Raw genomic sequence first — 23456 nt, 5'->3', positions numbered from 1 at the left:
TTAGACAGGCATCTTATATTTCTCCCAATATTTTCTTGCCTTGTCCGGTCCTATCCAGTTCCGTTGGTCATCGATTCCCCTGTCCGAGAGTTGTTTCCTGACCAGCTTCTGGATATCAATCTCCCCTTTGGCTATCTTGATCAGCAGTTCGGAAGCAATCGTATTCAGCATTAAGTCCGGATTCAGTTCATCCGGTATCTCTTCCATTTCTTTTTTCATAAGTCGCTTCTTTATTTTTTAGGTTTATTATCCTTGAAAGTCATCTCAATCCTGTAATTGTCATCCAGCTCGAGTGATGCCTCATACTTCTTTCCTTTCTTGCTGGTAAACTTCAGATATCCGGTACGTTTCCCCGATAGCAGCAGGAGCATCTGATTATCCGTCAGTTCCCTGCCGTTGAACGTTCTAAATAACAGGAACCCACAATTGGGATCGCTGCATTTGGCGACCTTGTTAAAGACGATAATCGTTTCTGCTCCGCATTTGGGGCAGTTACAATGTGGCAAGTCCGGATGGTTAAGTTTCAGGGCAAGCAGTTCCGAGGTGATTTGTTGGGTATAGGAATTGATGCTCTGAGTAAATGTTTCCGTGGAAACTTTGCCGGTTTCGATTTCATGCAAGGCGCATTCCCACCCTCCGGTCATGCTCACGTTGGCGATCATCTTCTCTTTTACAATATCATATACTTCCAGTCCTTTGGGAGTGGGAATCAGTGACCGTCCGTTTCTTTCCACGTAGTGTCTGGCAATGAGCAGTTCGATGATTCCGGCACGTGTAGCCGGTGTACCCAAGCCGGAATCCTCCATTGCCTCTTTTTCCTTTTCATCGTCCAATGTTCTGCCACAACCTTCCATCGCAGCAAGCAGGCTTGCCTCAGTGAATATGGGCTGCGGTTTGGTTTTCTTGACCAATGTATCAATACCGAGCACGGGCAATATTTCGTCTTCCTGAAATTCGGGCAGAAGACTTCCTTCTTCTTTCTCACTGGGTTCGTTATAGATGCCTCTCCACCCCGGAACTTTGATTTGGCTTCCTTTTATCCCGAAAAGAACGCCGTTACAGTCCGCTTGTACGGATACCGTTTCTTTCAGGCATTTGCCGGAGAAAGCCTCCAACATGCGTCCCGCGATCATGGAATAGATATTCTGCTCGTCAAGGGAAAGCCTCTGGGGATAGTTCTCCGTAATGATTAACGCATGATGGTCCGTCATCTTGCTATCGTCCACACAGTGCCGGTTTAAAGGCTGGTTACAGAGGTTTTCCGCATGCCATGTGAAACGGGGATGTTGCTTAAGCAGGCCGATGAGGGAAGGGACTTGTTCGAAGATGTCTTCTGTGATATAGCTACATCCGGTACGGGGATACGAAATGTAGCCTCCTTCATATAATTTTTGAGCAATGTTCAGCGTCTGTTCTGCGGTCAGTCCGAGTTTGGTATTGGCACTTCGTTGCAGGGCGGTCAGGTCATAAAGTAGCGGAGCTTCTTCTGGAACCTCTTTCTTCTCCACTTGCACCACTTTGGCTGTCGTCTCTTCATACACTTTTTTACGGTCCACATCGAGTTTTTCCGGTGTATCATATTTCCCGGTACAGGTTAAGACGAGTTCTTTCCCTGCTTTCGTTGTCCGTAGCTGTAGCAGATAATAGGGTTTGGCTATAAAATCCCTGTTGTCCAGATATCGACGGCAAATCATGCCAAGTGCCGGTGTCTGTACTCTTCCCAGAGAATAGTTACTCTTGCCTGCAGCCATGCTCAAAGACAGGCTGGCATTCATACCGACGACCCAATCTGATTCTCTCCTGGCTTTAGCGGCACGGTACAGGTTGTCAAACTCCTTACTTGATTTGAGGCTATCAAATCCTTCCCGTATCGATTTTTCTGTCATGGAAGATATCCACAAGCGTTTGGTTTCCTTATGATATCCCAGATATTCAAGCACATATCTCATAATTAACTCTCCTTCCCGCCCTGCATCAGTACAGGATATCACTTGATCAGCCTGACCCAACAGTTTACGGATTACTTCCAATTGTTTCAGAGCCGTCGGATCAGCCTTGTATCCATCTTCGGTTTTAATCTGACGGACAACCAGTTTGAACGGGTCGGGAATAATAGGCAGCATCTCCTTTTCCACATGGACAATGCCGTAGTCTTGAGGCAGGGCCAATGCCAACAGATGGCCGTAAGTTCATGTGACGGCATATCCGTTCCCACTCAAGTATCCTTCCTGTTTCTCCGTTACGCCCAGGACCCGGGCAATGCTGCGTGCCACCGAGGGCTTCTCACAAATACAAATTGTTTTCATGTTACTTTCTTTTTTAATATGAATGACTATTTAATTTTTACACTCTTGACCTTTGATTTTTCTTTCCGTACCCTTTTCTTCGGTTCTTTGGGAATGGAGAGCTTCTCTTTCTTTTCCGATACTTGTATGCTTTCCGTCAGATTCGGCAGGGGTATTTCCTTTGCCGGAAAATGGCTGATTAAATCCATTGAGATTCCTGACATTCCCGCATTCAGTTTCACCTGATCTGCCGGTTGGAGGTATTTCTCCCCGTTCTTTCCGGTTGCCAGTTCGTACATGACTGTTTCACGGCCCTGGAGGATTCCTTCGTAATTTTGGTAAGGAAGGTTTGATTCAGACAGTCCGTTCTGCTGAAGCATCCCACAAATCTCATCGGGTGGCAATCCTCCGAACTTCCGGTCAAAAGGAGAAGAAAGAATGTACTTGTATGTTGCCAGAAGCTGCTTTTCATGGCTCATATCGGGACATCCTTCATATTCCTGCAGTTGTTTGATTTTCTTTTCAATGCTGTTCAGAGCTTTGAAAGTATGTCTGTCCTTATTCTGAATAGGCATACTACCCATTCGGACCAGTTCCATCTGGATACGGTTCAGGCTGGACGTTTCCCATTTATTCAACAGATTACTGCGATTGCTCCGGTAATCATCCCGGAGGATAGCGATTGGATTTTTGGTACGAAAGAATAATCCGATCCGTTTTCCCCATGAGGGTTCGTGGAGGTTGGACGCGCTCCAGCGGATCGTGTTGAAACGGTAAGTATCCATGAATCTCCTGAAATGATTCCGGCTGGTAAACAGGTTTCTGAAAGTTTGCAGGAATGCTTTCCTTCCGGCAGCCCTGCGGCTACGTGGTATCTCTTTTTCGGGAATGAATGTATTATTTATCAGTTCCATATGCATTATAATTTGGGCTTCGCCTGCTTTTTAACGGAAGCGGTTTTTGTCTTGACCTTTTTCTTTTCATTGCCACAGGACAGTCCGGGCTTGTCTTGCGGTTTTTCGGCTGTTTGAGCTTCTCCTTTCTTAGAAACAACAACAGGCGGGCTTACCCGATGATAGTTCTTCCGGACTCCATCCCTGTTTAACAGTGTTTGCGCCAATGACCTGGCAGCATTTTGTAATTCATCCATCTTCTGCCGGAAAGGATAATCCCGGTACAATTCCTTTTGCCGGGTAATCTCACGGATACCTTTCTCCACAAACAAGAAATCCTTTTTATAGGCAAACGATTCGTCTGCCGGTAAATGGGCGTATCCTCTGGCTGCTATGTCCTGAAGTGTCATAATGTTCCGGTTACGGATAGAGAGTTCCAATGCGCCGGCTGTGACAAACCGGTTGAGATTTTCTCCCGTAGGATGCATGTCGAAAGTGACGGACGGCTTGTAATTCGCCAGAATTTCCATCCCGGCCTGCGGCATGGTGGTCTGATTCCCGTTGGAGAGTTCCAGCATCCGGCGGGAGACGGTTTCTATCCGGTAAATATTCAATGACTCCACATCCTGCAAAGAGCTTGAGTAGAAATTGTCCGCTGTCGATTGCAGGTAATCCCGAAACTTTATAGTCCCGGAAAGTCCGTCATTGAATACGCGGACACCTTGTTCCGTTTCAGCTATGGTGTAGAACTGTTTGGCTTGCTTTCCTGCCGCAATCTTCTCCATCGCATCTTCGTGTGCAATAAAGCACTTATAAGCTGGTGAGTAGTCCAGATCCCGGATATTCTCTGCCGTCAGTTCCCTTTGGCATGCTCTCAAATAAGCCGCTTTCCGTAAAGGTACGGAGTTGTTTTCAGTGATGCCTCCGTAAGAGGCGATGAAACTGAGGGCTTTCTCACTGTCTTTCGCCGGTAGTTCGCTGGTGAAAGGAATATCTTTAGCAGGTATTCCCTCAAAATGCAGCAATAAGTTATCCGGTATGGTTTTCTGATCCATAGCAATCCGGGCGGTCAGATCCATAAATACCTGAAAAGAGTCCTTATCCGTCGGAACATACGACACGACCATGACAGTCGAGACTTGATTATCCGGCTGTAACACAATAAACAGGCTCTTTAAATCCGCTTTAGCGGTGAATGTATCTTTTATTTTTTCCATCCATGCAGGCATGATAATCAGTTTTAGATGCGGGGATTATGTGACTTGTTCTGACGGGAAGCCGTCTTTCTCTTTTCCGAAGCCGCCGGTCCGGTCAGTTGCAACGGAGGACAGGTCAGTCTGTATCTCAGGCCAAGTATCTTGTCCGCGAGTTGCTGCTGCCTGTTTTGAATATTGTAGAATGCCTTTTCACTATATCCCTTTTTGGATTGCAGTTCGGACATTTCTTGATCCAGCGGTTTAAAATTTCCTTTGTGGGTGAACTCCTTATAGCTTTCATTAGTATTGAAATCAGCCGGTAATCCGTATTCCCGTATAAAGAGCAGGGTGAATATCTCGGCATTCTCCGGTGTTACCGAAAGCCGGTAATCTTCCGTAAACTGTTTGAATGCATGGTATGTCGGCTCTATGGGATAGCCGCCTTTCTTCAACAGCTCGGATTGCTCTATCGGATACAATGGCATTTTCGCCAGCTGCCCGTAGAAAGGATTGGACCGGAAAAGGTCCAGATGCTTCTGCATGTAATGCTCCGTGCTATGGTTCGGGCAGGAAATATAGAATTCTCTGATTCGTCCCAGAGCCTGTACTTCCGGAGTGAAGAAACGGTCAGCCAGATATTGCAGGTAACACTGTTTATAGATGGCTCCTTCATCCGTGGCGGGCAGGTAGACGGCTCCTTTGGGAGTCTGGAGGGAAATGATGGGGTCTATCTCTTTGTTTTGCAGGCTGTCCGGGATAAGCCCGTAATCACGTTTCAGGATATAGGCCGCCTGATCCCGGATCTGTGATTTGACCTTCTCCTGTCCGCCTTTATTTTCAGCCGGAATATTCTGCAGCGCATTGAACTGGGAGTTGAAAGAATTCTTGTGTATGAACGGAATCCTTCTGGTTGTATAGTCTATCCCATAGATTCCTGCGGTTTCCTGTAAGGATAGTAACCGGAGTATCTGGGCATTGGCAATACTGGGGAGCACGTTATAGGAGGAAGCAAACTTGTCATAGGCATCGAATGTCGGTTCTATGCGGTGGCTCCTGTCCAGCCGGGCATTCCGCAGGATAGTCGCATCCAGATATTGTGCTTTCTCCGGCAGAAAAGAGTTTGTATATAAGGAGAAGGCATTGGGAGATGCTTGGAATGCCTTTACCACTTCTGCGTCCGGACGGGTCAGCTTGTACAGGTTGACAAACTCCGGTTTCTCTTCGTCCGTAATGAAGAAACGGTCGGCCAGATGTTGCATATAGGCATGGCAGCATGTCTTTCCAAAGCCGGAATATTCGAACAGAAGCACTCCTTTGGCGGTTTCCACGGCGGTCAGGGTTTCCGACGGATCGTCGTGGAGAGTATCCTGTGCCAGCGCGAACCGTTTGGCTTCCGGCTGTACAAGCAGGTGGTCGGCAAGTCCGCTGGCTACCAGCATGGGCAGGCTTTTTTCTTCATCGTGAGAATGCAGGTATTCCAGTCCGCGCAATGAGACATTGCCCTGCATGCTTCCTCCGTTCCGGGTGATGAATTTTTGTACCAAGCTGTTATCCTTGTCAAAGAGCCGGATATCCGGGTAGCTTACTCCTGCCGGAAACTGGTAGCGGCACAGATAAAGATCCGGCAAGTGGCTTTGGACAAGGGACGGCTTGTACATTTCCCTTTGCCGCTGGAGGTATTCGGTGAATCGTTGATTCATCATCGATACTTCTTTCTCCGGCATCAGGTGCATCTCCAGTTGTCGGGGTTGCCCTTCCAAGTCCTGGGTAACAAAGAAAATCATAATGTTTGAAATCTCTTGCTTTTGCATACGATTGAAATTTAAAATAGTTACATGGTGATACTTCTACTCTTTTTCTTTTCCTGTTTGGGCGGTTCATAGCCCCGTACCGCATAGTCCGTCTGTAGGATTCTCTTTGCCGTATCCTTGATGGTCCGTTCAAGTGCATTTTTCAGCAGTGTGCCATCCTGCTTCCCCACATAAGACAGCCTGATCCGTTCATCCAGGGAGACAAAGCTGTTTTGATGGTTGAACCGGCTGTCTTTTTCCAAATTCCCGATTTGCCCGGTCTTGCAGATCCGGTCGAGTACGCCTATGTTATAATTCTTCTGGCTCTTGCCCAGATTCAACTTTTCGGCCAGTTGGTTATAACATTCCAAAGAGGGAGCCATGCTGCATTCTACCGCCGGGGTATAGTTGGCTATCATATTTGAATCCAGGAAATGAGCCTTTTGGGGAAGGTATATCTTTTTTAAGCCATGTTCAAACATGTTCGAACACTTTGACGCCTCTTTGATCAGATTGATATTGGAAGTGCTGAAATAATATATTTGCAGTTTATCCGCATCCCTGTAAACCGGCGAGAAGAAATTATCGCCAATATGCTGCAGGTATTTCTGCGCACACTGTATCCCCCTGCCGGTATCATTGAACATCAGGACTCCCTGGTTCGTATTTATTGCAGTAATCACCCTGTTGTAGATATCTTTTTCCTTTTCTTGATGGAATGCGCGGTAAGCGTTCAGTTGTTTTTTCAGCAGGGGATTGTCTTTGGCCTTTTGAAGCATTCTCTGGATGCTATCCACATTATGGATGCCATAAGGAGATGTATTCTCGTAAACGAAGGCGATATCCCGCAATGGGAAATGAGTTGCACAAGACAGTCCTCCGTTATGGGTCATGTCCTTGATGAACCTTTCAATGTTCCCCGGTTGTACAGCACCCTGATATGGTATTAAATAGACTTCTTCCTTAGGAATGTAGGAGCCTTTCAAGGCCAGTTCTGCCTGCCCGAAAAGAAATTTGCCGCCATCTGAATTGATGCCATAACGATTCTCTATGGTCTGGAAATGTTCAATCTGCCTGTTGCTGTTCAAATTGAAACCAATGTATGTACTCATATTATTTTATGGTTTAGATGAATGGTTGATTAAGATAGTCTATGCCGTTTCGACGGGTCGGGAACTTTTTTATTCTTCATTTTCTGCTCCATTTTCTGTTTTTCTTCCAGGTCTATAGTCCATGGAAAACAGGTCATGATCTTGTCCGGGCAGCAAAGGGAGATTCTTTTTTGTTTCATGGACTCATCATCCAGCCGGATATAGACAAAGTAATCCAGTTCCCCTTTTCCGGTTTCTTCAATGGCTGTTACTGTTCCTTTATAGGGAACAACGGGAGTTTCCTCTTCCGGATCGTTCTCTACAATCCGCGCTCCGAGGTACATCTGACTTTTAGGTATCATATCGCTTTATTTTAAACGGTTATTGTTATGTCTGTTCTTATTCTCAGTCTTTTTAACGGTATTCTTCTCTTCCGGCAGCGGACAGAGCAGTCCGTCCTTTATCACGTATGTCCTGACGCCGAAGGGCTTGGAGGAACCCTCAATTCTGCCCTGCTCAAAGTCGGCCTTGCAAAAAAGGAGATGCCTTGTCGCCTCCTTGTTGTTTTCCGGGAGATACAGTGCGTATCCCGAAGCCAGTGCCGTCTTTTGAACTTCATTCAGTTTTCGGCTTCCGACGGTGAAGGTAACGGTGGAGTCATTCAACATATTCTCAAGGGAACGGTGCCCTCTCACATCGAAATCCCTTTTCAAAATTCCATCGGCAGCCTTCCGGATTTCCGTAGACAACCGCTTGAACTTTCCCGTATCGAATTCGCCGGCAGATTTAACCTGCGTGACTTTTTCAAATTCCTTGGCATACGGCAGCAGTTCATTGAAATAGGTAAACGGTTGTTCATGAATATTCATATAACCGTTACGCATGACGGTCAGCAGCCGGTAAATGTCATGGTTCTCCCGGCTGATGGAAACCTGCGTATCCTTATTGAAATGCCAGTCGGTGGCGAATTTTATAAAATCCCCGGCTGTCGCTTCCATCGAATGGTAGCATACCGGTTTTAAACTGTCGATGAATTCTTTGGGCAGTTCGTCAAGACCGATATAGGATGCCGGATAAAAATCGAAGGAATAATCCAGTTCCATCGGTTTGCACGGCTTGTAAGCGGCATCTATGAGAGGAACCAGGTTCTTGTCCATGAACGTACTGTCGTAGACGGCCAGATGGCCGGTATCGTAGTGCGGGTCGAAGTAATGGTCCGTGATGTACCGGATGCACTCCCTGAATCCGTTCCTGCCGATCTCGTTACCGGAAAAGATAAGGTATCCGAAGTCATTCTCCACCACTTTTAAGGGGAATGTGTACCGCGGCTGGCACCGGTACAATGTCCTTTTTTCCTGTTGCTGTAATCGAAACTCCAAGTATGCGGGTTCCTGCATGAGATACTTCTTCAATATGCCGCCGTCCGGTTCATTCTTGTATTTATAGGTATAGACCGCATCACGCAGGGAAATGCGTTTGGCAGGGGGAATGCAGTGTTCTTGAAAATACGGCAGCAGTTCCTTGCTGATATATTCCTCGAAAGGGGTATGGGTATCTACCGGTGGAACCTGCCTCATGTTCGCCAGGTCAAACCGGAGCAGTTCCGTATCCGGAATATAGGGGCAGCACTCCGCTTCCTTGATATTGTCAATCAGGAATTTGCGGAACAGGCTGTCCGCATCTCCTTTCTGAATGAATGTGAGGGCATTTCGGGGCTGGTGGGGAGAGTACTGATGGTAACGGTCCATACCGACAAAAATACTTCCCGGCTTGTCGGGATCGAAAAAAGAATTTTCCATTTGGTTTCTCTTGTCCATATTTCTACAATTTAGGGTGGGTATTTCTTTTCTTTTTCACGTCCTGCTTTTTATTCAAAGCCTTTTCGATGACTGTTTTCACTTTGAACACCTGTTTGTTCGCAGGAGGATCCTTAGAAAATACGATCCGGGTGAAATCCCCGTTTATCCATGCATAGGCATGGGACGGGTTGCTTTTTGCCTCTCCCGGCAGGAAGAGTCCGTGCCCTGCCGCCAATACTTGCCGGTGAGGGGTAAAGAGCCGGACACCGTCTACGGTGACACATTCCATCGGGTCGCGGAGGATGTTCCCAACAGTCCGGTGTCCACGCACATCGTAATACTGCTTGAGGAGTTTGTCCAGCAAGGCTTTATCCTGGCCGGTTTCTTCTATCTGCTGCCGGATATCCGATGCTGTACCTTGTTTGGAAAGCTCCAGTAATTTACGGTCCTTGCTTTCTATTTCCTCCAAAATATCAGCGATATTACGGTTGCGATGGCTGCTGGTACAATGCATATTGTGGCAGAAACTACCGAAATCCTCCCAGGTCGGCTTCATCTCATTCCGGTAGACCAGCTCCATTTCCGGTGTCTTATCCATCTGCAGGTAAGCATATTCCGGGTACAGGCCTTCACCCGGATTGACATAGGATCCATCCTTTAGGACTCCTTCTGCCCGGTAAACATTTACCGGACCAAGATTGAAATGGGGATCGAAGTAATGGTCTGCCATAAATTGCAGAAAGTCCTGCCTGTTTTTCTGTCCTTCCGTCGTATCAGTAAAGAACACAAAGCCATGGGCTGTCTCTATGGCTGTATAGGATTGTTCAGGTTGCTTCATATCATTACATTTTGAGGGAATTGTTCCTTTTCGTTTTCGATACCTTTTTCAAAGCCGGTACATATGGAATGATTTTGCCGTTTTTCTCCTGATACACGGTCTTGTTTACGGGAGATTTGGTATATGCCATTACCCGGTTGCATGTCTTTTCGGCATGGAGGAAATGTAAATCTGGCATTGACTTGGATATTTGGGGACAGTAGATCCACTTTCCTTCCAGCAAGGCTTGCCTCATGGCTTCGCCGGCATCGGTTCCATTGATGAGAAACGGGACGCTCCTGTCATTCAGTGTCCTTTCCAATGTACGGTGTCCACGGACATCGAAATCCGTCAGAAGGATATTCTTCGCTTTCCAACGCATGTCATCCAGCACATCTGACAAATCTGGCCCCGAGGACTGTCCGTTGATACAGTCGTCTATCCGGGTGACATACTCCTGAAAGACATTCCGGTATCCGAAATCGGGATCATTTATTATATCCCGCTTGAATCCGTTCTCCATCAGATACAACAGTTTGCTGATATCCGCATTGTTACGGCTCGCAGGACATCCGGCAAATTCATTCAGGCGGAGAAATTCAGAAGCGCTCGGCTCCATGTCCGTTTCAAACGCCAGTTTCCACTGTTTCCTGTCACGGAAAGCCTCTTTTGAGAATACAGCATTATCAAAATCATATTCCCCTTTTCCGCTTTGGGGATTCTTCCGGTAGCAGGCATCCACCAAAGGACAGATATCGTCGGACAGGCAGTTGACGTTGTATTGCCTGACAGGACCGGGTTCGCCATGAACCCAGAAATAATTGCCGGATAACTGTTGGTAAAAGCTCTTCAATCCCTCCCGTCCCATTTTGGTATCACTGAAAAACAAGATTCCTTTGGACGTTTCCACAGCATGCAGCGGTAATTTGTAAACCGGATTATAATCATACCTGGCAGCCAGCTCATCCTGCTTCTGATGAAAATGGACCAGCTCGTCCAACTGCTGTGTGGTCAGTTTCGGAAGTTCTCCCGATATCATGAGGATATCGCTGCGTGACTGCGCAAACAGGACATTTCTCAGATTGGTACTTATTAGAGGAGCCAGTCCCTTTTCCCGGATATAGGGTAGTAATACCTGATTGATATATTCCTTTTTGGAAATATCTCCGGAGATAGCCGGTACATCCGTCATCTTCGGGAATGAATAGATTTCCAGACGGGTATTCGGTACGAAGGCGGAGTATTTGGCTTTTATCGATTGTTGGCTGAACAAGGCCATAAACGTATAGACAGGGTCTTGCCTGTCGGGATTGGCAGGATAAAGCATATAGGAGGATTCTGCATGGGGTTTCTCCTTGCCGGTTTCATAACCGACAAGGAGCTGGCCTTCACCGTCTTTCCTGAAAAGCTCGTCCAATAGTTTGGGATCATCAGAAATATAGGTTGCCATTTTTCTTACATTTTAGGTGTGATGGACGGTTTACGGGTACGCGGTTTCTTTTCCGCTTGCTGTGAGGCTTCCTCTTTTTTCCGGGGTTTTCCGGCTACTTGTACCGGTGCATGGGGCTGCTGCTGGCTTCCGTCTTGTTCCTGACCTTGTTTCTGTGCCTCTTCCAACTTCTTGGTGCTTCTTTCCCAGAGGAATTCCACCCCTCGCTCGGCGGCACTCATCTGGATGGAGGTGGCATAAAATTTTCCATTATCAGACTTGAAACGGATCGGTACTTCCTCACCGCGCACGGCAGCATCGTATTCTTTCGGAGAAAGCGTATAATCTTTCACCTTACGCGGAATGCGTGCCTGCTCTACGGGCATATGGAACAATTCATTGGTCACCGGGTCTTTGGAAAGGTAGCAGGATTTGGTTTCTTTGGTACGGTAGTCAATGACTACATCCACCGCCTTGCCGAGATTGCCGGTCTGGTTCAGGGCCTTGAGGTCTTCTTCCGTCAGGACATGTCCCCTGTAGTCTTCCCCGATCTTGGGAGCCTGACGGATGTAGTGGATGTCGAACTTGACAGCTCCGTTCTCGTCGCGGAACAGGGAGAGTTTGGCATCCCCGTTTTCACGCCCCAGCTCGGAATTTTTTGCCACACGGAAAGCGATAGCGGAAGTCTTTCCCTGCAACATTCTTTCGAGGCTGTCCTTTGCGTTCTTCAGTCCGTCCGGGGTAATGCCGTATTTGGCGGCCTGTTCCCAATTCACTTCCCGCTCGTTGAAGCGATGGTTATTATACACCCTGGTCGAAGCCAGTTCCCTTCTGACTGCTTCGTTCTGTGGTTCCTGCGCCGCTTCGATCTTTTCTTTGGCCTGCTCTACGAGCGTTTCCTTCGGCATGTTGTAGAGGGAGTAACGACCGGGATTATTGTACTGGTAGAGAAAATTCTTCCCGAAGTTGGTGAAGAAGTTTCCACGTTGGTCCACTTTGATAAACTGGTCCCTGTTCGCCTCGTTAGCTTCGAGCGTTTCCAGCTCTCCGTTCGCTGCGATTCCTTTTACACCTTTGGCTTTCTGCTCTTTCTTGTCATACGCCATCAAATACCCGTGTTCCGGGGTTGCTTCCTTGTTTTCAGGAGCTAAATTCACATCGTTCATATACGTTAATTTTAAAGATTAATGAATCATTTACGAGGGTAAAATTACTATCTTTGTCATTAAATAGTTTGATTATGAGGAAGTTGTCATTAATTGTCATGTTCTGTCACTTATTGTCATGTCCGGCTTTTGCACAGTCCCCGTCAAAGGGATATAAAGCCGGACTCAGTGCTGTCATCTACCGTATCCACTCTGCCCGGCAGTGAAAGTCTTTCATATGAGACAGCCGGTTGCCGGTTACCGTACTGGCCGATTATCCTATTCTGTATCCATTGAATGAAAGTCGGAGGAGGTATGCCGTTTCTTCCGGTTTCGGTATAAGGATGCATCCGGTGAAAAAGAAAAGGATACTCCATGCCGGAGTGGATCTTGCCGCACCCTATGGCACGCCGGTCTATGCTTCAGGAAGCGGGAAAGTCGTTGAAGCCAGGTATAGCAGCAGTTACGGCTGGTACATCGAAATCCGGCACGCGGGCGGCTTTTCCACGTTGTATGCACACTTGAGCAAATTGCATGTGAGGAAAGGGAGCGATGTACGCATAGGTCGGCATATCGGCAATGTCGGTCATACCGGCATAGCGACCGGCAACCATCTGCATTTTGAACTGAGAAAAAACGGGAAGCCGCAGAATCCGTTGCAGTGGGTGATACTAAAGGATTCCCGTTCTAAAAAGAGTCATTAATTTAATCCGTTACACAATGAACATTGAAGAAGCCAAGAGCATTCAGTTGGAGGATTATCTCCGGCGTATGGGGTTCAACCCGGTAAAACAACAAGGGGACAGTATCTGGTATTGTTCCCCTTTCCGTGAGGAGAAGACACCTTCTTTCAAGGTGAGCGCATCCCGCAACCTATGATACGATTTCGGCATCGGACAGGGAGGGGACATCATCACCCTGGCGATGGAGCTTCAAAAGACGAAGGATATCTCTTATGCGCTTAAAACGATAGAGGGACATTTTCCGGCTGCTTTCCGTCCGGTAGCAGCCTCTCCCCGGCAGGCGGAACCGCAGGCTACCGGCTACCGGCAGGTACGCATTGATCCGCTGACGAACCCGGTCTTGCTGGGATATCTCAAAGAAAGAGGCATCTTGCCTGAAATCGCAAGGGAAGCATGCAAGGAAGTGCATTTTCAGAACAAGGGAAAATGGTATTTTGCCGTAGGCTTTGCCAACCGGAGCGGCGGGTACGAGATCCGTAACAAATACCTAAAAGGCAGCATATCGCCCAAAGAGATTACCCATATCAAAAATGGCAGCGACCGTTGCATAGTGGTTGAAGGCTTTATGGATTATCTCTCATACCTCACGCTCAAGGCTACACATCCCGGTAACGGACAGCCTAAAGGAAACGGTCCGGACTATATCGTTTTAAATTCGGTCAGCAATGTAGGCAAGGCTATCCCTGTCTTGAAAGAGTATAAGAGTGCCCTCTGCCTACTGGATAACGATTCCGCCGGAAGGCAGGCTTTTCAGCAGATGGCGCAAGCCGGATGCCCGGTCAGGGACAAGTCCGACTGCTACCGGGAGTATAACGATTTGAACGATTACCTGTTGGGCAGGAAGATGGCGCAGGAGAACAAGACGGATCATCAGCACGAAACAGCCCCGAAGCTGATTGAAAAGCCTGCAAAGAAACAGTCCGGTTGAAAATTATAAAATACTGGTCCTTGTCTGATGCATGAAAGGCAGGCAATAAAAAAGAGAGTCAAATCCCTGCTGGAGGGAATTTGGCTCTCTTTTTATTGCTACCCGGCTACCACCGGATATTTATTCTTAATAATTTCTGATCAGCAATTCATTGACCGCTTCTCTTTTCTCGGCTATGGAACAGATGGAACGGAAGATGCTGATTCGCTGGATATGGAAACCGGCATAGAGGTCGTCGAAGAAGGTGTTCTCAGGGTTCTTTTGCCGGGGATCGGAGTTGGAAAGCATTCATTTGGCACCGGTTTCACCTATTCCCTTGCAGAAATTTGCCAGATTTCCGTCTTGAGACATTCTGCGAATGTTATGTCTATATCTAATTGGAAGGCTATTGCCTGCCATTTAAATCTATATTTCGTTCCAAAGATACTCATATTTCTGATTTCTCCGAAGAAATCCATATCATAAAGAAATGTGGCAGGGCAAAAAAGGAAAAAAGATGAAAGAGTTACCATTTGTATAAGGGATGTCGGATTTCACGACTCCCCCGTTAAATAAAAAGTATAAGAAAAGCTACGCTGACAAAAAATGACTATTAATGACTATTAACGACACTGGAAACTAAACGATTGATTTATAGTAATATTCCCTTTATCTTGCACCCAATTTCATTATTCACAATTTAATTTATAAATCATGGAACTGACAATTATCGAAACAAGTGCTTATCAGGACTTGAAGAAACAACTAAGTATGCTGTCCGTGCAAATGATGGACTTTCAAAAGAAAATAGCCCCCGTAACACCGGACAAGTGACTGGATGCGCAGGATGTGTGCCTGGCTCTCAATATTTCCAAAAGGGCACTGCAGACTTACCGGGATAACGGGCTGATTCCTTATTCTAATATCGGTGGAAAATTCTTTTATAAAGAAGTGGACATCCAGCAAATTCTGGAGGAAGGACTAATCAAAAAAAGAAAATAAAGAGTATGGCAGACATTATCACTAAAGATTCGGAAGAGTTCAAGGAACTTACCGGATGGATCAAACGGACAGGAAAAAATCTGGAGGCTGCTGCGGCACGGATACGTCCGACGATTGCAGACGAACATTATCTGAGTGGAGATGAGGTATGCCGGATGCTTCATGTTTCCAAGCGTACATTACAAACACTACGGGATGAAAAGGCAATACCTTATACCTCAATTACCTCTGTCGGGGGTAAACTGCTCTATCCGGAAAGCGGGCTATACGAGGTACTAAAAAAGAACTATAAAGATTTCAGGCGTTACTTGAAATAAGCAACCTGCCTGAATACGAAAAACACCCTTCAACATTTGCTGAAGGGTGTTTTTTCATACTTATTCTAATTGGCCAAGCGATACACGGAACCAATCTTGTCGCACATCCTATCCGTATCTTCCCCAACCTTCGGATTGATCAGTTCAGCATAGACTTGTGTGGAAAGAATCGATTTGTGTCCTAATACTTTTTGCAAAGTTTCTAACGGCATGCCTTTCAATATAGCCAAAACTGCAAAGGTATGTCTCCCGATATGAGGGGTGATATTTACATTACAATCACACTTTTTCCCTAAAACCTTAAAACTACTTTTCATGGTTTCATAATCACCGACGGGGAAAACGCAATCAGGAGAATCTTTCTTTTTGTTATCACCCTTATACTTTTCTACAAGTTCAATTGCTATAGGTAATAATTTCACGACGTATGCTACGCCTGTTTTTATACGGTTTCCCATGAGCCATGTGCCACCATCAGAATCTGTATGGATATTCTTATAAGTAATTGCTTTCAGATCTGCGAAGGCGAGGCCTGTGAAGCACATGAAAAGTAGCATGTCACGCATAGCCTGCTGACGTTTATACCTCAATTCTACATGTATAAGCCTCTGCAGTTCTTCTTCAGAGAGAAATGAACGTCTTTTATATCCCGGCTTACATCCAAAACCCGTGAAGGGATGAACTTTTATTAAACCTTTCTCTTGAGCGATATGCATTAGCCATTTCATGGTATTAACACGTCCGAATGCTGTAGAACTGGCCGAGCCGCATGTGCCCAACATCCAATTATAATAGTCCTCAATAAAATCTTTGTCAAGTTCATCAAGTGCAATGTCCTCAACATTCTTTTTGTCTTTCAAAAAAAGCAATGCGCTCTTATAATCGGCTACTAAACCAAGATAGGTGCTTTTTGCCTTTTCCTTGCCTACTTTCTCCTTGTATGACTCAAGCTGTTCCCTGAAAAGCTCCATAAGGGTGTGGGAATCTTCTTTAAAACCGACATAGCGGCTATAGACTTTCTTGGCTGTGACAAAACTGTCATGATCGCATATGTATTGGTAATGCTTGGCAATTTGGGCTTTGGCATTATCAAGTTCCTGGTTTAACATTCTAGCTTCTTCGGATTTCCCTTTAGCCCTATTAGCTTTGGCGTCCCATAAAGAAATAGACACCTCCTTCTTACAGCTAAAGCAAGCTGTGGTCTTGTTGATGGTAATACGTCCCATTACAGGTACTTTACCATTCTTAATCGATTGATTTTTAGTGTAAAACAACACTCTGAATGTACTTCTCATAACTCAACTTTTTTAGTTACAAATTTAATTACTGTTGAGGTATTTGAAGTTATGAAGAATAATGCAATATATTGAAAACTAATGCCTTATATCCGATTAGTAGGCAAATTGGAAGAGGTAACAGATAAGTAACATAACTCACTCCCAAATATGCTCTATTTAGCTTTATTCACCACATCCGATTAAAACATTAGTTTTATAACTATTTGAATTTTAATAGGTTTGCACTATATTTGCGCATCTTGAAAAAACACTTTGTTTCATTGTTTGAAACACATTGTTTCAAAGCTTGGAACACTTTGTTTCAACCGATGAAACTGATCTTGGAACTACTTGTTTCGTTCTTTTCCTATAGGTACTATAAATCGGGCGTGTATATCTCCGCTAAATGGGCAAACTTAAAGTGACAATAAACGGGTGGATTTTTCTTATTGTCACTCTATTGTCACTTCCTATTATCACCTTTATTGTGTTGCAGGTCAATGTGTTAATGGCGAAAAGTGATAAGTGACAATAAGAACAGTCACTTTTTGCATGAGTAACGGTGAATAATTTTTGGATATCGATCTGTTTTTTGTAAGTCAGACAGAGTACTAAATGGATGTGTGCCCGTCCTAACTATAATAGCACATTGAGATAGTACCATGAAAAAGACTTTTACTGTTTTTGTTTTGATGGCTTCTTTGAGTATGTTTTCTATTCTTTTTGCTGGGGAGATTTACGTATCTCCTCGTGGAAATGACAAGAATGCAGGTACAAAAGAAGCTCCTTATCTTACCTTGAACCATGCCCTCAAGCAGGCTCGTGAATGGAGAAGGCTGAATGCTCCCGAAGTAGCCGGAGGAATTTCTATCCGGTTGGAAGACGGGATCTATGTACAGTCCGCTCCTTTGTTTATCAGGCCGGAAGATAGCGGTCGGCCCGATTCGCCGACACTCATAAGTGCAGTGGAGGATGCGCACCCGTTAATCAGTGGCGGAGTTGCAGTTACGGGATGGAAGCGGGGAAGCGAAGATCTGCGGATTGCCAGGGAATTAAGATCAAAAGTTTGGGTGGCAAAGGCACCTCTTGTCGGAAATAGAATGGTAGAAACCCGCCAGATGTGGGTGAATGGCAATAAAGCCCGGTGGGCGTCACAGTTCCCCGATGGAATGATGGAACGAATGATTGACTTTAATCCGGAAGAACAGACGATTACGATTCCTACCCATCAGATAGAGAAGTTGCAAAATGCAGGGCAACTGGAAATGATAGTCCATCAGCGTTGGGCAATTGCCATTCTGCGTGTGAAGAGTATAGACGTCAGAGGGGAACAGTCCGTTGTTTGTTTTCATCAGCCGGAGAGTCATCTGGAATTTGCCCATCCCTGGCCCCAACCTGTCATCGGAGAAGAAAAAGGAAATTCCTCGTTTTGCCTGACAAATGCTTTGGAACTGCTGGACCAGCCGGGAGAGTGGTTTCAGGAATATCCGTCGGGAACAATCTATTATTATCCCCGTTCGGGGGAAGACATGGAAACGGCTGAAGTTATCATTCCGGTTCTGGAAACATTGATGATTGCGGACGGTACGTTGGAACGTCCGATACGGCATATCCACCTGGAAGGAATCACCTTTGCCCATACCTCGTGGATGCGTCCTTCGTATCAGGGACATGTTACTTTGCAAGGGGGATTTCCGCTATTGGATGCTTATAAACTGCATGAACCGGGACTACCGGAAAAAGCGGAACTGGAAAATCAGGCATGGATTACCCGTCCCGAAACAGCAATACGTGTCAGGGGAGCCGAGTATTTTACGTTCAATCGCTGTACGTTTCAACATCTGGCGTCTACCGGACTGGATTATGAATGGGCGGTTTCGTCCTCCGGCGTAGAGAATTGTGTTTTTTCGGATGTCGGAGGTACAGGCATACTGGTGGGTGCATTTCCAGACGGAGGTTTCGAGACACATGTACCTTTTATCCCTTTGGACCAACGTGATTTATGCACGGATATCACTATTAAAAATAACCTGATAACGGATGTGACTAATGAAGATTGGGGGTGTGTGGGTATCGGTGCGGGATACGTGAGCGGTATCGATATTTCCCATAATGAAGTCTGCCACTTGAACTATTCGGGCATTTGTGTAGGGTGGGGATGGACCTCGCTGCAAAGCGGAATGAAAAATAACCGGATAGAAGCTAACTATGTACATCATTTTGCCCGTCGGCTGTATGATGCCGGAGGACTTTATACACTTTCCAGCCAACCGGGCTCTGTGATGCGGAATAACCGGATCGAGCATTTGGAAGAAGCACCTTATGCCACCAACGACAGGGCTTTTTATATCTATCTGGACGAAGCTACTGATGGATATACGATTGAAAACAACTGGTGTCCGGCTGAACGCTTCGACTCGAATCGCCCCGGTAACAGGAATGTATGGAGAAAAAATGGTCCGCAGGTGGCGGATGAGATAAAAAATAGTGCCGGAAGAATGAAATAGCACTTGAATCGATCAAGTAACTGAGATAGATCATAAATTAATAAGATAGATTGCAGATGAAACCTACTAATTACCATTTGTTTGATTTCCTTGATTTTGATACTGAGTTATCAAGGGATGAGTCGCTCTGGAAAGCATATAAACCGACAGCCGTTTATGAAAAGGACGGGGATGTCTGTGTGACAGTACCCTTTCAGAAACAGCAACTTGCCAATGATATGGCGGCGGATACCACTGTCCCCCAAGAGGAATATACATTAATAATACGTCAGTATAGTACAGGCATTACCCGTTTGTTTCTTGGGTTTGGTGAATATGAACTGACGGACCGGTCGGAAATGTTGCAATTCAGTGAGCGAATCCGGAAAGTACCTTTGTCTGTGGAGAAGCAGGAAGGTAAATGGGTTCTTTCGACCGAAGACGGAACGAAGCGTGCCGTTATCAATGTGGAACCATCGGTTCTGGACCGTTGGAGTGAGTTATTGCCCGACCCTCAGGAAACACTGGACATTACTTTATATCCTGACGGAAAGCGGGAAATCCGTCTGGCAGCTTATGACCATTTCTCACCTCCCCGCTACGACGGACTGCCCATTGCCTTCTGCAAACGGATGGGGAAAAAGGAACGTGCCACCCTCTCTTTCGAGAGCAAACCGGATGAGTGTTTTGCAGGGACCGGAGAACGTTTCTTCAAGATGGACTTAAGCGGACAGACACTTTTTCTGAAAAATCAGGATGGGCAGGGAGTAAACAACCGGCGTACCTATAAGAATATACCTTTCTATCTCTCCAGTCGGATGTACGGGACTTTCTATCATACGTGTGCCCACAGCAAACTTTCGCTGGCAGGACATTCCACCCGTTCCGTACAGTTCCTGAGCGATCAGGCTATGCTGGATGTATTTATCATAGCGGGTGATACGATGGAGGAGATACTTCGTGGCTATCGTGACCTGACCGGATATCCTTCGATGCCTCCTCTCTGGAGCTTCGGAGTGTGGATGAGCCGGATGACTTATTTCAGTGCCGATGAAGTAAATGAGATCTGCGACCGTATGCGCTCCGAACATTATCCTTGTGATGTCATTCATCTGGATACCGGTTGGTTCAGAACCGACTGGCTGTGCGAATGGAAGTTTAACGAGGAACGTTTTCCCGATCCGAAAGGATTCATACAGCGGTTGAAAAAGAATGGTTACCGTGTATCTCTATGGCAGTTGCCTTATGTTGCCGAAAATGCGGAACAGATCGGGGAAGCAAAAGCGAATGATTATATAGCTCCGCTGACCAGGCAGCAGGATACGGACGGCTCTAATTTTTCAGCTCTGGACTACGCGGGGACTATCGACTTTACTTATCCGAAGGCAACAGAATGGTATAAAGGACTGTTGAAGCAACTTCTGGATGTGGGAGTCACTTGTATTAAAACTGATTTCGGAGAAAATATCCACATGGATGCTGTCTACAAAGGTATGAAACCGGAACTGTTGAACAATCTGTATGCCTTGCTCTATCAGAAAGCGGCTTATGAAATAACGAAAGAGGTGACTGGAGATGGCATTGTCTGGGCACGTGCAGCCTGGGCAGGTTGCCAGCGTTATCCTTTGCATTGGGGAGGGGACTCTTGCAGTTCATGGGACGGCATGGCGGGTTCGCTCAAAGGAGGTTTACATTTTGGTCTGTCGGGGTTTGCTTTCTGGAGTCATGATGTCCCCGGATTCCATACCTTGCCCAACTTCATGAACTCAATCGTATCGGATGATGTCTATATGCGCTGGACACAGTTTGGAGTATTCACATCACACATCCGTTATCATGGAACCAACAAGCGGGAGCCTTGGCATTATCCGGCTATCGCCCCGCTGGTGAAGCAATGGTGGAAACTGCGTTATTCGCTGATTCCCTATATCTTAGAGCAAAGCAAACTGGCAATAGAGAGCGGCAGTCCGTTGTTGCAGGCACTGATCCTGCATCATCCGGAGGATAAGATCTGCTGGCATATCGACGATGAGTATTACTTCGGCAATGAGTTTCTGGTGGCTCCGGTGATGAATAGTGAGAACCGTCGTGACGTTTATCTTCCCGAAGGGCAATGGGTGAATTTCTTTACCGGAGAACGTCTGCAAGGTGGATGCTGGCTGAAAGATATATATGTGCCATTGGAAGAAATGCCGGTATATGTGCGCGAGAATGCCGTGATCCCGATTTATCCGGAAGAAGTGGATTGTACGGACGAAATGGATTTAAGCAAAAGTGTTGTTTTGCACATTGATCAGGATTACAAGGGATTTTGGAAGATATGAAATTGAACAATTAAAAAAGACTGGCAGAGTATGAAAACTTGGAAAACGAATTTAGAAGAGACTCAACAACGTTATATAAACTGGTGGAATCATAAAGGAATTATTCTCTCTATGTGGGAACACTTTCAGGAAGGTGTGAAACCGCATGCGGACATTGCTCCGCCTGCCCCGGCAAAAGACCTGGCGCAGAAGTGGTTTGATCCTCAGTGGCGGGCGGAATATCTGGATTGGTATGTCGCTCACAGTAGTCTGATGGCGGATATGCTCCCTGTTGCAAATACTCAGCTGGGACCCGGCTCTTTGGCTGCAATCCTGGGCGGAGTTTTTGAAGGAGGTGAAGATACGATCTGGATACATCCCGACCCGGACTTTAATGATGAGATTGTATTCAACCCGGAGCATCCCAACTGGATTTTGCATAAGGAACTTCTGAAAGCCTGCAAGGCTAAAGCCAACGGGAATTATTTTGTCGGTATGCCCGACCTGATGGAAGGACTGGATGTGCTGGCTGCTTTGAAGGGGACTGATATGGTATTGCTGGATACGGTCATGCAGCCCGAAGTACTGGAGCAGCAGATGCAGCAAATCAATGATATCTATTTTAAAGTATTTGATGAACTCTACGACATTATCCGCGAAGGAGATGAAATGGCATTCTGCTATTTCTCCTCATGGGCTCCGGGTAAAATGAGTAAGTTGCAGAGCGATATTTCTACCATGATCAGTCAGGATGATTATCGTCGTTTTGTACAGCCGTTTATTCGCGAACAGTGCCGGAAGATAGACTATACACTTTATCATCTGGATGGAGTAGGAGCGATGCATCATCTTCCTGCCCTGCTTGAAATTGAAGAGTTGAATGCGATCCAGTGGACGCCCGGTGTTGGTGAGCCGCAGGGAGGTTCTCCGAAATGGTATGATTTGTATAAGAAGATACTGGCAGGAGGTAAGAGCGTCATGGCTTGCTGGGTGACTCTGGATGAGTTGAAACCTTTATTGGATAATATCGGAGCGGACGGGGTGCATCTGGAAATGGACTTCCATAATGAAAGAGAAGTGGAACAGGCGATGAGGATTATAGAGGAATATACCGGTTCTTCTGTACCTGTGCCGGCGGATACGGATGGAATCCAACAAGAGGCAGGACAAAGTAATGTACAGGAAAGTATTCGGGTCAGAGAAGAAAAGAATCGGGAAGAGGACCAGCTGAAACCTTTGTATGATGCTATCGTAGCCGGAAAACTGGAACCGGCAGTTGAAGTCACCAGGAAAGCTATCGCTGACGGAGTAGTACCGCAGGATATCATCAATGGATATATGATAACAGCTATGGGAGAAGTCGGGCAACGCTTTCAGGACGGCAAGGCCTTTGTGCCGCAACTTTTAATGGCAGGGCGTGCCATGAAAGGGGCTTTGGAACTTCTGAAACCTTTGCTGGCTGGTAATGCATCAACCACAATCGGAAAAATTGTAATCGGTACTGTAAAGGGGGATCTGCATGATATTGGAAAGAATCTCGTAGCTTCCATGCTGGAAGGCTGTGGCTTTGAAGTGATCAATATCGGCATTGATGTTACCTGTGACAAGTTCGTTGAGGCAGTCAAGGAAAACAATGCTGATATTTTGTGTATGAGTGCCCTGCTGACTACTACCATGACTTATATGAAAGATGTGATTCAGGCATTGGAAGATGCAGGCATCCGCAGTCAGGTGAAAGTGATGATCGGAGGGGCTCCCGTCAGTCAGGGATTTGCCGATGAGATTGGCGCGGACGGATATAGTGATAATGCTAATACAGCGGTGGCAGTAGCTAAAGAGCTGATGGGAAATAAAAAATAACAGGCATGGATTATCTGGTTTGGCACTGTCCACCATTTTGTGTAAATAGAAAACTTCAGGATTCGGGTTTTATACTTGAATCCTGTTTTCAAATATAGTAATAAATTGGTTAAATA

Annotated in this window: 22 protein-coding genes; 9 read left to right on the top strand and 13 right to left on the bottom strand. The window is 46.1% G+C overall.

The window, feature by feature from the left end; genetic code table 11:
• The 11 genes from BLW31_RS07840 to BLW31_RS07785 all read right to left on the bottom strand — a co-directional run bounded on the left by BLW31_RS07840 (position 1) and on the right by BLW31_RS07785 (position 12466).
• Complete coding sequence (locus tag BLW31_RS07840) at positions 1-219, bottom strand: hypothetical protein (protein ID WP_004318621.1); 219 nt, start codon at positions 217-219, stop codon at positions 1-3.
• Between the two features lie 11 nt (positions 220-230).
• A complete protein-coding gene (locus BLW31_RS07835) occupies positions 231-2123 on the bottom strand; it encodes a type IA DNA topoisomerase (protein WP_005680137.1) in 1893 nt (630 codons plus the stop codon).
• Positions 2124-2332: 209 nt separating this feature from the next.
• Complete coding sequence (locus BLW31_RS07825) at positions 2333-3205, bottom strand: hypothetical protein (protein ID WP_010537630.1); 873 nt, start codon at positions 3203-3205, stop codon at positions 2333-2335.
• Positions 3205-4407, bottom strand: a complete 1203-nt coding sequence (locus tag BLW31_RS07820; protein ID WP_004315703.1) for a DUF6047 family protein — start codon at positions 4405-4407, stop codon at positions 3205-3207. Before BLW31_RS07820 ends, BLW31_RS07825 begins: the two co-directional genes overlap by 1 nt.
• An 11-nt stretch (positions 4408-4418) precedes the next feature.
• Positions 4419-6185 carry a DUF6047 family protein gene (locus tag BLW31_RS07815; RefSeq protein WP_004311887.1) on the bottom strand — a complete coding sequence of 589 codons (1767 nt, stop codon included), beginning with the start codon at positions 6183-6185 and terminating at the stop codon, positions 4419-4421.
• Positions 6186-6205: 20 nt separating this feature from the next.
• Positions 6206-7276 (bottom strand): DUF6047 family protein, encoded by a 1071-nt coding sequence (locus tag BLW31_RS07810; RefSeq protein ID WP_004311888.1) that lies wholly within the window; start codon positions 7274-7276, stop codon positions 6206-6208.
• 29 nt (positions 7277-7305) lie between these two features.
• Complete coding sequence (locus tag BLW31_RS07805) at positions 7306-7617, bottom strand: hypothetical protein (protein WP_004311889.1); 312 nt, start codon at positions 7615-7617, stop codon at positions 7306-7308.
• Between the two features lie 6 nt (positions 7618-7623).
• On the bottom strand, positions 7624-9072 hold the full coding sequence (locus BLW31_RS07800; RefSeq protein WP_029425500.1) for a DUF6047 family protein: 1449 nt from the start codon (positions 9070-9072) through the stop codon (positions 7624-7626).
• A gap of 4 nt (positions 9073-9076) precedes the next feature.
• Positions 9077-9892 (bottom strand): DUF6047 family protein, encoded by an 816-nt coding sequence (locus BLW31_RS07795; RefSeq protein WP_004311891.1) that lies wholly within the window; start codon positions 9890-9892, stop codon positions 9077-9079.
• Between the two features lie 4 nt (positions 9893-9896).
• Positions 9897-11321, bottom strand: coding sequence for a DUF6047 family protein (locus tag BLW31_RS07790; protein WP_004311892.1), 1425 nt, complete (start codon positions 11319-11321; stop codon positions 9897-9899).
• A gap of 5 nt (positions 11322-11326) precedes the next feature.
• Positions 11327-12466, bottom strand: a complete 1140-nt coding sequence (locus BLW31_RS07785) for a DUF4099 domain-containing protein (RefSeq protein WP_004318630.1) — start codon at positions 12464-12466, stop codon at positions 11327-11329.
• 74 nt (positions 12467-12540) lie between these two features.
• On the opposite strand from BLW31_RS07785, the gene BLW31_RS24710 reads away from it, so the two are divergent.
• Genes BLW31_RS24710 through BLW31_RS07770 form a run of 4 tightly spaced genes read left to right on the top strand, consistent with a single transcriptional unit; the run spans position 12541 to position 14116 of the window.
• Positions 12541-12672 (top strand): hypothetical protein, encoded by a 132-nt coding sequence (locus tag BLW31_RS24710; protein WP_004311894.1) that lies wholly within the window; start codon positions 12541-12543, stop codon positions 12670-12672.
• Positions 12673-12696: 24 nt separating this feature from the next.
• Entirely contained in the window at positions 12697-13149 is a 453-nt protein-coding gene (locus BLW31_RS07775) for a M23 family metallopeptidase (RefSeq protein WP_008771124.1), read from the top strand.
• A gap of 16 nt (positions 13150-13165) precedes the next feature.
• Positions 13166-13324, top strand: a complete 159-nt coding sequence (locus BLW31_RS24400; RefSeq protein WP_004311895.1) for a hypothetical protein — start codon at positions 13166-13168, stop codon at positions 13322-13324.
• A 45-nt stretch (positions 13325-13369) separates the two neighbouring features.
• The gene (locus BLW31_RS07770; RefSeq protein ID WP_004318633.1) at positions 13370-14116 is read left to right on the top strand and encodes a DUF8464 domain-containing protein; all 747 of its coding nucleotides are present in this window, start codon (positions 13370-13372) and stop codon (positions 14114-14116) included.
• 126 nt (positions 14117-14242) lie between these two features.
• Here the strand turns inward: BLW31_RS07770 and BLW31_RS24395 are convergent, their stop codons facing one another.
• Positions 14243-14404 carry a hypothetical protein gene (locus BLW31_RS24395; protein WP_004308096.1) on the bottom strand — a complete coding sequence of 54 codons (162 nt, stop codon included), beginning with the start codon at positions 14402-14404 and terminating at the stop codon, positions 14243-14245.
• Positions 14405-14929: 525 nt separating this feature from the next.
• Here BLW31_RS24395 and BLW31_RS07755 point away from each other — a divergent pair.
• Positions 14930-15097 carry a helix-turn-helix domain-containing protein gene (locus BLW31_RS07755; protein WP_008771129.1) on the top strand — a complete coding sequence of 56 codons (168 nt, stop codon included), beginning with the start codon at positions 14930-14932 and terminating at the stop codon, positions 15095-15097.
• A 5-nt stretch (positions 15098-15102) separates the two neighbouring features.
• On the top strand, positions 15103-15414 hold the full coding sequence (locus tag BLW31_RS07750; protein ID WP_004311879.1) for a helix-turn-helix domain-containing protein: 312 nt from the start codon (positions 15103-15105) through the stop codon (positions 15412-15414).
• Positions 15415-15479: 65 nt separating this feature from the next.
• Here the strand turns inward: BLW31_RS07750 and BLW31_RS07745 are convergent, their stop codons facing one another.
• Entirely contained in the window at positions 15480-16709 is a 1230-nt protein-coding gene (locus BLW31_RS07745; protein ID WP_004311878.1) for a site-specific integrase, read from the bottom strand.
• 644 nt (positions 16710-17353) lie between these two features.
• Between BLW31_RS07745 and BLW31_RS07740 the strand changes: the two genes are divergently transcribed.
• The 3 genes from BLW31_RS07740 to BLW31_RS07730 are packed head-to-tail and all read left to right on the top strand — an operon-like array spanning position 17354 to position 23340.
• A complete protein-coding gene (locus BLW31_RS07740; protein ID WP_029425502.1) occupies positions 17354-19198 on the top strand; it encodes a right-handed parallel beta-helix repeat-containing protein in 1845 nt (614 codons plus the stop codon).
• A 56-nt stretch (positions 19199-19254) separates the two neighbouring features.
• Positions 19255-21501 carry a glycoside hydrolase family 31 protein gene (locus tag BLW31_RS07735; RefSeq protein WP_010537636.1) on the top strand — a complete coding sequence of 749 codons (2247 nt, stop codon included), beginning with the start codon at positions 19255-19257 and terminating at the stop codon, positions 21499-21501.
• 30 nt (positions 21502-21531) lie between these two features.
• Positions 21532-23340: a corrinoid protein gene (locus BLW31_RS07730; RefSeq protein WP_010537637.1), complete on the top strand. Its 1809-nt coding sequence runs from the start codon at positions 21532-21534 to the stop codon at positions 23338-23340.
• The last annotated feature ends 116 nt before the right edge of the window (positions 23341-23456 follow it).

It is taken from the genome of Bacteroides faecis MAJ27 (assembly GCF_900106755.1).
GTDB lineage: Bacteria > Bacteroidota > Bacteroidia > Bacteroidales > Bacteroidaceae > Bacteroides > Bacteroides faecis.
The sequence above is the reverse complement of the archived record's forward strand: the minus strand, read 5'-3'. Positions and strand labels throughout refer to the sequence as shown.